The following is a 13564-nucleotide window of genomic DNA, read 5'->3' as shown; positions in this document are numbered from 1 at the left end:
GACATTCCAATGCCTGATTAACCGCCTGAAACACCTGTTCCATTTGATTAGCAGCATTGAATGTATTATCGTTATTAATAATCTAAAAGTACTTTGAAATACAAAGTGAAAGTTGAAAAAAATTATGTACCTATATTCAGTATCAAATTATTTAAGCCATCAAGGTGCTGCTTAAAAAGGGCTCTCCCCAGATCCGTTGCCTGGTAGGTGGTCTTAGGTTTTCGGCCAACAAACTGCTTACTTACCACAATTAATTCATGCTTTTCCAGTGCTTTAAGGTGACTGGCCAGATTGCCATCCGAAGCCTTTAAATGCTCTTTTAAGAAGTTAAAATCTACTTTTTCATTCACCATCAGGATAGCCATAATTCCCAACCGTAAACGACTCTCAAAAAGCTTGCTTAAATTATCGATGATGTTTTTCATGAGAAGAGGTTTTTATTATTTCTCATGCTTTAAATACATCACAATACCATAAACAATGTGGAGCACACCAAAGCCAAAAAGCCAAAAGACAATACCGTATCCAATAAAGAAGGTGCTAACTAGTCCAAGAACTATTTCAGATATTCCCAAATATCTTATTTCCTGATGTGTGTATCTACTGGCATTGAGTAATGCTAAGCCATAAAAAATCAAGGTACAAGACGAAAGCAGATACAATTCACCATGATAAATCAAGGACAGGCAAAATAAACCTCCTGTAATAATGGGGATAAACAAATTGATGAGAAAATACTTAGTTGAAGCATCCCATATTTTTAACCCCTTCTTCCGGCTGTTTTGATAGGTAAAAAAGAATGCAGCACCAATGGCTAAAACCAAAGTAATGGTAGCAATGGACACAACATGAATAAATGGTCGACTGGTAATGGGGTAACCAAAGAAGTGATTGGTTACGTCAACAGGTGACGCAAACTGATTGCCTCCAACATACCACCAGGCATAGCTTCCACATATTAAAGCAATGCAACCGGCAGCCACTCCTGATAGTCCACTTAAAGAAAGACACTTACTAGAACGTTCCATTAAGGATTTAATCTCTGACAATTGACTCAAATGCTCTTGTGTATTCATTTTAAAAGTTCTTTGAAATTCAAAGTAAATGATTGATTTTGTATTATGCAAATATTTTTATTCAGTATTTCTTTTTACTTGTGCTATTTAAACTTCATATCTACCTGTTTATTTAATAGTTCACTATTCAGAATAAATCTAAGCCAAAGTTTTTTTCAACAATTCAATAAGGTAATTACTTTTAAGAACTAACTTTTAAAAAAATCTACACATGGTAATTTACGGATGGCGAACATCACACATTAAATCTGAACCTAACAATCGAGTTACATGTCCTCATTGTGGTGAAACTGGCACGATCGTTAATAGCGTCTTTGGCCGATATGTGCATATATTCTGGATACCAACTATCTCAATTGGTAAAACTGGCAGAGCAATCTGTACCCATTGCCAAAAGTCCTTTAGTAAAAAAGAAATGAATGATGATATGAAGCGCGCCTATAAAACAATGAAAGGTGACACAAAAATACCTTTCTGGCACTTTTCAGGTGTATTGGTCATTGCTTTGATCATCGGATTATTCGTTATTTCTGATAATGCTGAAGCAAAAACTGAAAAGGAATACATTGATGCTCCTATAACCGGCGATGTATATGAATATGAGAATGGTCCTAATCGATATTCTACCTTGAAGGTGGTTGCAGTTAGTGAGGATAGCTTATACTTTTTATACAATAACTACGATTATTCTCAAAAGACTGGCATAGAAGAAATTGATGTAGATTCTTGCTATACAGAGGATATTTACATGATGTCGCGTACCGAATTGGAGAATATGTACTCAGATGGTACTATTTATGACGTTAATAGAAAAGAAAAATAATATTCAAATGAAATGAGGATATTTCTTCATAATATCCTCATTTCTAATATTCCTATAACTAAGTTCCTCTTAAACCTCAGTTATTTATTAACGAATAATTTAAATCGGACTTACCTCCTATACTTTTATTGCTCAAAGGTTTTATTTCCCTTTAAAAAGGTTTAAATTTATAGAAATACCCTATAGCTATGAGTACAGATTGTGACAAAAAGTATAAAGGAGCTCCTCCCAGTAATTATCATCTCTCAGTTGGCAGTCAGACAGAAAAACGAATCATTGTAAGAAGTGATGATTTAGCTACTTACTTAAAGACAGGTAAAGTTCCGTTTATTTCTACTGCCGCGATGATCGTTTATATGGAACAGTGTTGTGTTGCACTTATCGATCCCAATCTACCAGTTGGTTACGATTCTGTCAGTACTGAAATGAATGTAAGACACCTGCACACTGCCAAGGTTGGTGAGGAAATTATTTGCAGAGCTCATCTTAAGTTTATGGAAGGGAAAAAACTGTTTTTTGATGTTGCCATGGTGAACAAGGACGGCGATTCAATTGGTATTGGAGCTCACGAACGTTATATTGTTTGCCATAAAACGTTTGTTGAAGAACATAGTGGATAAAAGAAAAGAGGCCGTCCTTTGGAGACAGCCTCTTCTATTTTTTCACAAAACAATTTATTCTAGTAGTTAAAACTCGTCATTATCGGATTATCTCCAACTGTATAAACTTCATCATCTGTCCATCCTTCATCAGTATTCCGTAAAACTACCAACTGTTTGCCAGTGGTTAAGCCCATCAAACGATTTCTGCGAGAATCATAATCGATACCATTAAAGGCTTCCTCGGAGTAATTACCAGTAACAGCTGCATTTTTCTTTAATTCATCCTCGTTTTCTATGTATACAGAATTGGACCAAAGCTTGCCATAAACGTAGTACAATGTACGTCCATCCGGAGAGATTGTTAAAGGCTTGGCATAATCAACTGATTTTTCTCCTAATACAAAGGTGGTAGCTTCATTAGTTATAAAAATTGTGTCACGTTCAGTTTCTTCACCTTCATCCAATACTTTGGTAACAAATTCCCGGTCAAGTCTTACTAATGCCTGTTCATCACTATTGCAATATATCCATACCCGTCGATCGGTATCAACCACCATATCGATTGGGTTATTATGGCTCAATTCTACCGTATCTACTAAGATGTTATTACTCATATCGACAACAAACACATTAGAACCATTTGCATCCCCTTTACAAGCTGCATAAAGATACTTACCTGATGAGATTAGTTTTTGAGGTTGATCATCAAGATCAAAAGTTCTGACAGGATTGTTATTCATCACATCGTATTCTGATACTTTATTATTCTCATGACTGACATAAATAGTCGTGTCCCCAGCCACTAAAACATCATTGGGTTTTGTATAGTCATCTATATTACCTGCATCAATGAATCCATCAAGGTTGATTAGTTCAACGCTATTATCGTTTGGAACAGTAACATAAGCCACACCTCTGGGAAAATCACTATTTCGATTAATCGCCATAGTTGTTGCACCCGCACCAATACTTGCACCATTATTCTTTAACTGGTAGTAATCGTTGGTACATTCTTCTCGCTCATAGTTATAATAGCTTATAGTACTTTTAGAGCTTCCCTGATTTAACACAAACGCTCCCTGATGCGCTTCCAACTTATAAACGTTAACATCATTACAGCTACTTAAGCCAATGGAGGCGACAACTCCTAAGGCAAGGAAAAGTTTCTTCATATTTATTGATTATAATCGTCATCTAAATTAAACAGCCAAAGATATTATTCCTTTTCCAAATATTTCAATGATTGAATAAAAGAATAAAAAAAGCCGGCAAAACCGACCTTATAGAAACTGTCCTCATTAGTGAGGGGTATGCTAGGGAGTTGAATTCGAATTTCAACCAAATGAATAGCGTGAATCCTTAGTGATATTAATAATTAAAAATTGCAGCCCGAGGATTTGGAGCAGTACCAGTGATCTTTTTGATTTCAGCCCCATCTTCTTTATTAATTATCACCACTTCATTATTAACAGAATCAAAACAATATACCTGGCCTGTTTCGGTATTTATATCAATTCCGTAGAACGTCTTATCTAACCATTTTTCAGCAGGAACATCTGTTGCATTAATATCCATTTTATATATCGCATCAGTCATATAGAAAACTTCTCCTTGTTTTGATATTGAAAACAGGTTACTGCCATAAGTTCCTATAGTTCCATTCAACTCAAAAGTCTTTGCAATCTCATCGGTTTTAGAGTTAATCTTGTAAAGTTTAGCGTCAGACCAAGTCCAGGTACCTCCATGGGCTCCTTTACTATAAACCCATACATCGTTATTATTATCTAACTTTAATGTTACACTACCTTCATCTAATGTAATAGTTTCGACAACTTTATTCTGTTCGATGTCAATAACAGAAACCGTATTATCAACACCATATCCTCCGGAATTGGCTACATACATTTTATTTCCAACTTTAGCCATCATTTCAGGTCCCTTACCAACAGCAATGGAACCTGCAAACTCAAACTTCTTAAAATCATATATTAACACTTCTCCATCCATTGAGCCATTGGTAATATACACCGTGCTATTTGTAGCCTGAGTTACGAAACGTGGATATGTCAATTGATCATCGTCAATTGTCTCTACACTCTTAAAATCCCTCATTCTAACTATTTCAATTTTTTGTGAATTATTAACCACAATAAAACCCAGTGTGTCAACCATTTCAAAATCCTGAACTATATCACCTAGTTTACGATCATTTACCGAGAAGAAAATATCATTATCACTAACTTCCTCATTATAAAATGCAATTGCTCCGTTATTTTTTCCAAAACCTCCTTCACTCACAACAAAATCACCTTTTAAAGAAGGATAAACCGGAGCCGGATCATCACTTGAACATGAAGCCAGGCAAATAGCCAGTAGTGCAAATAGAACTTGAAACTTGAATACTTTTTTCATGATTATAAATTAATTAATTAGATACTTCAATTTTATATGCCACATCCTTCCCGGCATTGGATAAGATCTCACCGTTTGGTATGATTTATTGAACAGGTTCTCAACAGAAACCTGTGCGAATAACTGGCTTCTTTTGATTTTTATATTTTTTGCAATTTGCGCATTTAGCAGCCAATATGGTTCAATAGTGTCATCCGAATCATCATAGGATTGTTCTGATGCAAAATTCCAGCTCACAAAAAATTGATAATCATTTTCTGTTGTAATACCAGAGTTGATATTACTCATCCACTTTGGAGCATAATACAATGGTCTGCCTTCTTTAGATTTATTATTTTCCGCAATGCTTTCAATCGTTGCCTGATTATAACCCAGTGTTCCTGTTGTTTTCCAGGTTATAGTATTAATTTTTTTATGATGCATTAATTTTAGGTCAATCCCACGTGTTAATACATCACTATAATTTTTTGCATACCAAAGGGCACCTTCAGGTCGCCACACAATCATGTTTTCAATCGGACTATAATAAACAGATAGATCAGTAGTAAATTCTCCTAACGTTTTCGAATCTATCAAATATTGCCCACCAATCTCAATTGAGTAGCCTCGTTCGGGCAATAACTCCGGGTTACCACCTGGCACCCAAAATAAATCATTAAACGTAGGGCGTCTGAATTTTTGCGAATAAGCTCCCCTTACAATAAATTGTTTCGTTAATGGAAATGAAAAACCGGTATTAATTAGAATATCAGAGTCAACATTATTACTCCACTCTTTTCTTAAAGCAAAGTTCGCGCTTAATTTATTTACATACCTGACACCAGCTATCAGACCAATTACTTCATCATTCTGAGTACCCTCGTAGGCATCAACAATTCCTTTAGTATGATTATACGTCAAACCTGCATCAAGACTTAAACGGTCAATGAGATAAACACGATAATTAAAATCACCAAACCATGATTTACTCTTAATTCTGGAATCAATCATCGTGAGCGGTGCATCCGCACTGTCTTTCTGGACATAATGCTGATCAGCATAAAACCATGCCCCTTTTATATTTATTGAACTTCGTTCGAATACTTTCTTGTAACTCATGAAAACGCGTAAAGTAGAATCCTTTTGGTTTTCATAACTCTTTAAAGAGGCACCTTCGATGGCAGGTATATTCATATCCTTGACCTGCCCCCAAATTCCTGCGATTAATTCTGAATATGCATCTGGTTTATAGGTGATATATTGCTGAAAACCGTATTGATTGTAATCTGCATTCTGTCGCTTTAAAGTTGTCTGTTTTATCTGATCGAAGTATTTATAATCAGCATCCGATTTATCACCCCAAATACTACCACTTAGTATCAGCTTATTGATTTTTAAATCGTAGCTACCACCAACTTTAAAGGTACCAAATGAGGCTGCATTTAGATCTATAATCCCATTATTTCTTTCAATACCACTTGGGTTGAAACCAATATTAACAACACCGCCAAAAGTTCCGCTTCCATATGTTACACCCCCTGCACCGGGAATCATTGTTATTGAGTTGTTGGGCAATAACATGACATTTGAAACATCTGCCGATCCCAATGTTACCGAATTAATTGGAAAACCATTCCAGTTAACTTGTGTTTGAGAAGCTCCAAGCCCCCTAAATGAAATAGAAGTTGACGCCCCTGCGGAACCATAAGAACGAATATTAATGTTTGCATTATGTTTCAATACTTCGCCTAAAGTTCTGTAAGAATAACTTCCTGAAATTTCACCTGATATTTCTTCATGCTGGTATCCATCACTAAAATGCTTTTTCCGCGAAGCTGTAATCTCAACCTCTTTCACCCTCACAGAATCACGCACTTCACCATCAGCCATTATAACCAATGAAGCCATCAAAAATATCATTAACAGTCTAATCCTCATCTAATTTTGAGTTTAATAAACTGTCCTGACAAAACGGATATTGAATACAAATAAGTATCGCTCTGCATTTATTCCGAATGACACGAACAATTGAATTTCTTTGGCAGGTCTTCTGACTTATCCCACTGTAATCGCCTTCCCGTCCCCATGAACAGTGGCTTTGTTGATTACAGCATTTTCCGGAAAACTCCGGTTGGAACTTACAGCAGCGGATACTGTTGCCGACTTTCACGGCATTCCCTTTTATCATTCGGCATTGATATATGCTTTATGAACCAAATCGTGGGCAAAAGTAATGGAATTGATCAGATGAAAAAATTATTAGCACATAAATGTTTTCTTCTTTAGAAAGTTTTTAAATAAAAAAGACCAGCTCTAAAGCCAGTCTTCTTGTACATTTTATTATCGAAAAACAATTAGTGACAACACTTTACCTCTTGTGTTTCTTCCTCAAATTCAGGACTAACATATGGAATTCCTAAATTCATTCCTCTTAAAATAAACAGTACGCCTAAAATGATGATAAACATTGGTATAGTTTTTCTTAGTTGATGTAAGAACCGGCTCTTGATGATATTGGCAAAATATGCTACTGCAAACATCAGAGGTAATGTTCCAAAACCAAAAGCTACCATAAACAAAACACTGTCATTTATCGTGTCTGATGTAACAGCTCTTGTTATTGCAACATAAACTAATCCGCATGGAAGAAAACCATTTAATACCCCAATTACCAACAAATTACTTAATTTCTTTCTATTTAATGAATCACCTATCTTCCTTTTCAACGTTGAGTAAATAGATGTTGATACCTTATTGCTTGACTTAGGAAGCTTTATTACCCCAGGTAAAATGACACTAAGTATCATAATGGCACCACAGGCTATCGAAACCCATTGTTGAATACCTGATAACTTTAATCCTGCTCCTAACAAACCGAAAATAAGCCCTAATAACCCATAGGTAGAAGCACGTCCAACATTATATAACACTGCTCCTGATGCTTTTTGTGCAACCGATCTGGTTGGTAAAGGCAATGCCAGAGCCAATGGGCCACACATGCCAACACAATGCATACTGCCTAAAAATCCATATATAAAACCTTCTATTATGTACATATCCTATTAATCAACGTATAGAACTTCTTTAGTCAGGTATGGCTGACTGTTTGCTTCCCACTCAATAATTAATTCATACTTACCACTGGCAAGTTTATCTGATGAAAGCGTCATTATATAATCGTTGCTGAGCTTGATATCTTTCTCAACATCCAACGATTTGTCTGATGGCCGATATAAATGCACTAATCCGGATATCTGGTTAGCGTCGGCAATATTATCAGGAAACTGAATTAGGATATCTTTTTCCTTTTTGATAACCACTTTTTTTGACAAGGCATTATAGTTCTTAATTTTCGTAATTTGCTCATCGTACTTCAGTTCTTTCGGATAATAGTCTTCAGTAACCATATCAATCTTCTCTCGCGTTGTGATAAACACAAGGCTTGAAAAACCTATTACACCTGTAACGATGACTAAAACAATACCATGTCCCCAATTAAATTTCATATGTTTAATTTTTCTTTCAGTTGTCATATGTAACTCACAAGAGATTTTAAAAATTACATGTTCGTTTCATATAATATCTAATAAATGGATGACTATTAAGGACCGACAAACGTAGTGTGGATGGTTTCAATTAATTGATCTCCATTATACACCCCCAATACAATCTTGGTGCTTTTACCGGTCAGTTCTTTTTCGTTTAGTTTGATTAAAAAGGCTCCTTGTATTCTTTCCTGTTTTTTAACCAGCATGGAGCTGCCTGCCAGCTCGACCGTTCCATTAGGTGAAACCAGTTTTATACTCAGGTTACCTTCTTTCTCTGTTTTATTGACAATTTTATAGTTGTAAATGTTTGAGTAATTACCTTCATCAGGCTTTTGATATAAGGATCCCTGAACACGCAATATGGTTGTTTCGTAACTCGAACGTAATGTAAATAGTACCACCAACGCTCCTATAAGAGCAGCTGTTAGTGCTGTATAAGCAATGATTCGAGGTGTCCACTTGAATGCCGATCCATTAAGAATATTATTTTGTGAGGTAATACGAATTAAGCCTTCAGGTAATTGATATCGACGCATAGTGCTGTTACAGGCATCGATACAAGCTGTACAGTTAATACATTCTAATTGAATACCATTTCGAATATCTATACCTGTCGGACAAACACTCACACACTTGTAGCAATTAACACAATCTCCTTTCCCTGCTGCAGCACGATCTTCACCTTTACGCATCGGTGCTCGCCCCTCTCCTCTTTTAAAGTCGTAAGTCACCATCAGGGTATTATTATCCAGAAGAGCACCTTGCAAGCGACCGTAAGGACAGACTAGTGAACACACTTGTTCTCTGAAATAGGCAAATACAAAATAAAAAGCTCCTGTAAATACCATGATGGCGATAAACACACTTAAGTTCTCGGCAGGAGAACTCACAATGTATTGCTGCACCTGTTCAGCACCTACAATGTAAGCCATCATAGTATGCGTAATAGCCCATGATATCAAGATAAAAATCAGATGCTTCAGTACGCTTCTTCCAACACGATCAAAAGTATCTTCGCCTTTCGCTCTTATCCGCTGTTGATCTCCGGTACCTTCGATCCAATATTCAATGCGACGAAATACTATCTCCATAAAAATGGTTTGCGGACAAGCCCATCCACACCAAACGCGGCCATAAACTACTGTAAACGTAACGATCGAAATAATAATGGTAATTAATCCAATAACAAATAAATGAAAGTCCTGAGGCCAGAAAACAACACCAAACAATACGAACTTTCGTTGTAAAATATTGAATAATAGCAGTGGTTCACCATTAGCTACCCTTATATGCGGAGCCAAAAACAAAAATGCCAGTAATATTACTCCAACAATTGTTCGAGCATTGTATAGCTTTCCTTTAGGCTGGTTGGCATAGATCCAGTTTCGTCTGCCTTCTTCATTCATCGTGACTATTCTGTCGCGAAAAGAGTTTTGGTCGTTGTTCATATCCTATATTGTCGAGATGTATTTTGTCTAATTGTCAATCTGATTATTCATTCAGAAGGTTCCTTCGAAAAGCATTTAATTTGTTTGACAATTCGTTAATGTCTATTCTATAACTCTCCAGCTCTTCATTTGATAGAAATTCAAGATCATTTGATAATATCAATTGATTTAAAACTTCAAGCAGACTGGAGTATGCAATCTCAATAAATCTGGCTCTATCTTTGTTTGTGCTCCTTCCGTTACCTTCTGCAATATTAGATGAAATAGAAACAACTGCCCTTCTAAGTTGGTTCGTTAAGCAATACTTTTCATTATCAGGAAACGATTGTGTCGTTTGATAAATCCTTTTAACCAGTTTCCTTGAAAGTTGCCAGATTTCAAGCTTTTCAAAACTATAAGTATACATTATAAACCTAGGTTAATCAGGTTAGAATCTTTTCTGAATTAAAAACAAATAAAGCTAACATATTTTGAAATGCTAGCTTTATCATATACAATCTAAATACGTTATGGTCTTATCAAATCAACAATTCGACAATCAACAGTTTAACATCATTCAGCATCCGGCACATATTTCTCACCTTCTGGTGCCTTTGGATTAGGTGGGTTGGTACCTTGTAAAGTTGTAATATAGCTGGCCACCTGATGAATTTGCTTCTTTGATAATTGCCCTTTCCAGGCGATCATACCTTTTTCTACCACACCATTGTTAATAATGCGTGTGATATCTTCAAAGCTACCACCATGAATCCAATATTCATCCGTCAGGTTAGGGCCGACTAATCCTTGACCTTCGGCCAGGTGACAAACAGCACAGTTGGTTTTAAAGATTTTGGCACCTTTATCTAACCCAGCGGCATCAGCCAATGGCACAGAATAATCAATGTCTTCCATCTCAATGGTAATACCTCCGGCAGCTTCTTCTTCCTCTTCTGGATTAGCAGCTAACATGGCATTTTCATATTCCTGAATCTGTAAATCACCATCTCCATAAAAATGGTATTTAGCCAAATATACATATCCAAATAAAATTGAGAAGATAAATATAAAAGTCAACCACCATGGCGGATTATTAGCTAATTCTCGGATACCATCAAATTCATGCTCCGGCACAAACTTATCATTGGTTAATGGATCAATTTCCGGTAATTTTTTATGCGTGTTATTCTCTTCCATAGATATATAGTCTGTAAGTTTTTAGTCAGTTGGTAGTAGTCTATTTTCTCTATCACATCGCAAAACTCTCATAAACACAACCATTCAGACTACAAATTCATTTCAAATTTAATCGCTAAAAGTTTGATCAGATACCGGCACTTCATCGGCCTTATCTGTTGCATAATTCGATACTTCTTCCACATACTCTTTTTTCATTCGAATTACCATATAAGTAACCACCAAAAAGAAGACAAAGAATATTATGAAGGATATAATGGGGTATATTTCAACCCCCGATATCGACTCTAAATAATGCCTTACTAATTTCATATCAATCCCTCCTATTCCGTTTCAGCTACTTCAGGAGCCGTTTTATAAATATCTGTTCCCAATCGCTGTAAATAGGCAATCAGAGCAATAATTTCTTTCTCACGTGATGATTCAATCCCAGCAGCTTTCAGACCTGTTACAATCTTATCTGCTTGCTTATTGTAATCGTCAATTGCTACTTCATCATAACCTTCCGGATATGGTACACCAAGCGTTTGCATAGCCCGTATTTTAGCAGGCAGGTCAGACACATCCAAATCGTCCTCTATCAACCAAGGATATTTTGGCATGATCGAATTCTCGTTAAGCTTTTGTGGATTTAGCATGTGTTCATAATGCCAGGCGTCCGGTTTATACACCTTACCAGTCATCACTCCTTCACGAGCTAAGTCCGGCCCTGTACGTTTTGATCCCCATTGGAACGGATGATCATAAACAAATTCACCTGCTTTAGAGTATTCTCCATAGCGCTCTGTTTCTGATCGGAACGGACGAACCATCTGAGAATGGCAATTATAACATCCTTCGCGAATGTATATGTCGCGTCCTTCTAATTCTAGTGGCGTATATGGTTGTACACTTGAAATAGTTGGTACGTTGGACTTAATCAGGAAGGTTGGTATTAACTCGATGAAAGTACCTATAAGCACTGTTATTAAAGAAATGACCATAAACTGTACTGGTTTTCTTTCTAACCATCCATGAGGTTTTTCACCTTTTTTGCCCTTGGTTATATCTTCTACCACAGCAGTTGCTTCTTCGTTGGCTATTAAATTACCAGTAGCGGCTGTTTTAAACAGGTTATATCCCATTAATATGGCACCAACCAGGTAAATTAAACCTCCGAAAGCACGCATGTAGTACATTGGACGAATCTGAGTTACAGTTTCAAGGAAGTTAGGATATGCCAATAAACCTTCTTCTGTGAACTCTTTCCACATTAAGCTTTGAGTTAAACCAGCCCAGTACATTGGAATTGCATAGAACAGTATACCTAATGTACCAATCCAGAAGTGGGCATTGGCCAGTTTCTCTGAATACAGTTTTGTTTTGAATAAATGAGGTACCAACCAGTATAATACACCAAAGGTCAGGAATCCGTTCCATCCTAATGTTCCCACATGAACGTGTGCTACAGTCCAGTCGGTAAAGTGACTGATCGCATTGACATTTTTCAGTGATAAAAGAGGACCTTCGAAAGTAGCCATACCATAAGCGGTAACGGCGACAACAAGGAATTTAAGTGTTGCACTTTCACGCACTTTATCCCAGGCACCTCGTAAGGTTAATAATCCATTAAGCATACCACCCCATGATGGAGCTAAAAGCATAATGGAGAACACTGTTCCTAATGACTGTGCCCAATCAGGAAGAGCAGTATATAACAAGTGGTGTGGTCCAGCCCAAATATAAATAAACAGGAAGGACCAGAAGTGAACAATCGACAAACGATATGAATAAACAGGGCGATTAGATGCCTTCGGAATGTAATAATACATCAACCCCAGATAAGGCGTCGTCAGGAAGAAGGCCACAGCATTGTGTCCATACCACCATTGCACCAGGGCATCCTGAACACCTGCATACCACGAATAACTTTTCAGAAAAGTAACAGGTAATTCTACTGAGTTAACAACGTGAAGAACGGTAACCGTAATAAATGTTGCCAGGTAAAACCAGATTGCCACATACAAGTGTTTAACACGGCGCTTCATAATGGTACCAAACATGTTCCATCCAAAGACAAGCCATACAACAGCTATCAGGATATCAATCGGCCACTCCAGTTCGGCATATTCTTTTCCTGTGGTAATACCCAATGCCAGGGTTAAGGCTGCACAAACAATGATTGATTGCCAACCCCAGAAATGCAGATAACTTAAAACATCACTAAACATTCGGGTTTTAAGCAAGCGTTGCATGGAGTGGTAAACGCCTGTAAAAATACCATTTCCGACAAATGCGAAAATGGCTGCATTGGTGTGAATAGGTCTTACCCTACCAAAAGTTGTGTATGGCAGATCAAAATTAAAGATCGGCATGGCCATTTGAAGAGCAACCAAAACTCCGGCTGCCATACCTACCGTTCCCCAAATAATCGTGGCATACATAAAATATTTGACAATTTTATTGTCGTAATAAAACGTCTCTTGTTTCATGTGTTCAACATTTTTTCAATAATTCAGCA

13 protein-coding genes and 1 riboswitch are annotated in these 13564 nt (G+C 36.8%); of the genes, 2 read left to right on the top strand and 11 right to left on the bottom strand.

Going from position 1 to position 13564, the window contains the following annotated elements:
* Nucleotides 1-122: 122 nt before the first annotated feature.
* Both AC4MRQ_RS06035 and AC4MRQ_RS06030 read right to left on the bottom strand, forming a co-directional pair.
* On the bottom strand, nt 123-425 hold the full coding sequence (locus AC4MRQ_RS06035) for a winged helix-turn-helix domain-containing protein (protein WP_491196755.1): 303 nt from the start codon (nt 423-425) through the stop codon (nt 123-125).
* A 15-nt stretch (nt 426-440) separates the two neighbouring features.
* Complete coding sequence (locus AC4MRQ_RS06030) at nt 441-1076, bottom strand: hypothetical protein (protein WP_491196754.1); 636 nt, start codon at nt 1074-1076, stop codon at nt 441-443.
* A 211-nt stretch (nt 1077-1287) separates the two neighbouring features.
* Between AC4MRQ_RS06030 and AC4MRQ_RS06025 the strand changes: the two genes are divergently transcribed.
* On the top strand, nt 1288-1899 hold the full coding sequence (locus AC4MRQ_RS06025; RefSeq protein ID WP_491196753.1) for a hypothetical protein: 612 nt from the start codon (nt 1288-1290) through the stop codon (nt 1897-1899).
* 188 nt (nt 1900-2087) lie between these two features.
* Complete coding sequence (locus AC4MRQ_RS06020) at nt 2088-2519, top strand: thioesterase family protein (RefSeq protein WP_491196752.1); 432 nt, start codon at nt 2088-2090, stop codon at nt 2517-2519.
* Between the two features lie 59 nt (nt 2520-2578).
* Here the strand turns inward: AC4MRQ_RS06020 and AC4MRQ_RS06015 are convergent, their stop codons facing one another.
* The 9 genes from AC4MRQ_RS06015 to ccoN all read right to left on the bottom strand — a co-directional run bounded on the left by AC4MRQ_RS06015 (nt 2579) and on the right by ccoN (nt 13535).
* The gene (locus tag AC4MRQ_RS06015; protein ID WP_491196751.1) at nt 2579-3673 is read right to left on the bottom strand and encodes a YncE family protein; all 1095 of its coding nucleotides are present in this window, start codon (nt 3671-3673) and stop codon (nt 2579-2581) included.
* A 196-nt stretch (nt 3674-3869) separates the two neighbouring features.
* On the bottom strand, nt 3870-4913 hold the full coding sequence (locus AC4MRQ_RS06010; protein ID WP_491196750.1) for a YncE family protein: 1044 nt from the start codon (nt 4911-4913) through the stop codon (nt 3870-3872).
* A 9-nt stretch (nt 4914-4922) separates the two neighbouring features.
* Complete coding sequence (locus tag AC4MRQ_RS06005) at nt 4923-6830, bottom strand: TonB-dependent receptor plug domain-containing protein (RefSeq protein WP_491196749.1); 1908 nt, start codon at nt 6828-6830, stop codon at nt 4923-4925.
* 85 nt (nt 6831-6915) lie between these two features.
* A riboswitch (cobalamin riboswitch) is annotated at nt 6916-7125 on the bottom strand.
* 121 nt (nt 7126-7246) lie between these two features.
* A complete protein-coding gene (locus AC4MRQ_RS06000) occupies nt 7247-7948 on the bottom strand; it encodes a sulfite exporter TauE/SafE family protein (protein WP_491196748.1) in 702 nt (233 codons plus the stop codon).
* Between the two features lie 6 nt (nt 7949-7954).
* Entirely contained in the window at nt 7955-8398 is a 444-nt protein-coding gene (locus AC4MRQ_RS05995) for a FixH family protein (RefSeq protein ID WP_491196747.1), read from the bottom strand.
* Between the two features lie 95 nt (nt 8399-8493).
* Complete coding sequence (gene ccoG / locus AC4MRQ_RS05990; RefSeq protein ID WP_491196746.1) at nt 8494-9888, bottom strand: cytochrome c oxidase accessory protein CcoG; 1395 nt, start codon at nt 9886-9888, stop codon at nt 8494-8496.
* A gap of 43 nt (nt 9889-9931) precedes the next feature.
* A complete protein-coding gene (locus tag AC4MRQ_RS05985) occupies nt 9932-10294 on the bottom strand; it encodes a four helix bundle protein (RefSeq protein ID WP_491196745.1) in 363 nt (120 codons plus the stop codon).
* A gap of 146 nt (nt 10295-10440) precedes the next feature.
* The gene (locus tag AC4MRQ_RS05980) at nt 10441-11064 is read right to left on the bottom strand and encodes a c-type cytochrome (protein ID WP_491196744.1); all 624 of its coding nucleotides are present in this window, start codon (nt 11062-11064) and stop codon (nt 10441-10443) included.
* 323 nt (nt 11065-11387) lie between these two features.
* Nucleotides 11388-13535, bottom strand: a complete 2148-nt coding sequence (ccoN, locus tag AC4MRQ_RS05975; RefSeq protein ID WP_491196743.1) for a cytochrome-c oxidase, cbb3-type subunit I — start codon at nt 13533-13535, stop codon at nt 11388-11390.
* Nucleotides 13536-13564: the final 29 nt, after the last annotated feature.

Source organism: Carboxylicivirga sp., from assembly GCF_982718395.1.
The sequence above is the reverse complement of the archived record's forward strand: the minus strand, read 5'-3'. Positions and strand labels throughout refer to the sequence as shown.

Coding starts and splice junctions, on each gene's coding strand:
- AC4MRQ_RS06000 (WP_491196748.1), bottom strand. CDS start 7,948: ATGTACATAATAGAAGGTTTTATATATGGATTTTTAGGCAGTATGCAT.
- ccoG (WP_491196746.1), bottom strand. CDS start 9,888: ATGAACAACGACCAAAACTCTTTTCGCGACAGAATAGTCACGATGAAT.
- AC4MRQ_RS06010 (WP_491196750.1), bottom strand. CDS start 4,913: ATGAAAAAAGTATTCAAGTTTCAAGTTCTATTTGCACTACTGGCTATT.
- AC4MRQ_RS06030 (WP_491196754.1), bottom strand. CDS start 1,076: ATGAATACACAAGAGCATTTGAGTCAATTGTCAGAGATTAAATCCTTA.
- AC4MRQ_RS05980 (WP_491196744.1), bottom strand. CDS start 11,064: ATGGAAGAGAATAACACGCATAAAAAATTACCGGAAATTGATCCATTA.
- AC4MRQ_RS06005 (WP_491196749.1), bottom strand. CDS start 6,830: ATGAGGATTAGACTGTTAATGATATTTTTGATGGCTTCATTGGTTATA.
- AC4MRQ_RS06020 (WP_491196752.1), top strand. CDS start 2,088: ATGAGTACAGATTGTGACAAAAAGTATAAAGGAGCTCCTCCCAGTAAT.
- AC4MRQ_RS05995 (WP_491196747.1), bottom strand. CDS start 8,398: ATGAAATTTAATTGGGGACATGGTATTGTTTTAGTCATCGTTACAGGT.
- AC4MRQ_RS06025 (WP_491196753.1), top strand. CDS start 1,288: ATGGTAATTTACGGATGGCGAACATCACACATTAAATCTGAACCTAAC.
- AC4MRQ_RS06035 (WP_491196755.1), bottom strand. CDS start 425: ATGAAAAACATCATCGATAATTTAAGCAAGCTTTTTGAGAGTCGTTTA.
- AC4MRQ_RS05985 (WP_491196745.1), bottom strand. CDS start 10,294: ATGTATACTTATAGTTTTGAAAAGCTTGAAATCTGGCAACTTTCAAGG.
- ccoN (WP_491196743.1), bottom strand. CDS start 13,535: ATGAAACAAGAGACGTTTTATTACGACAATAAAATTGTCAAATATTTT.
- AC4MRQ_RS06015 (WP_491196751.1), bottom strand. CDS start 3,673: ATGAAGAAACTTTTCCTTGCCTTAGGAGTTGTCGCCTCCATTGGCTTA.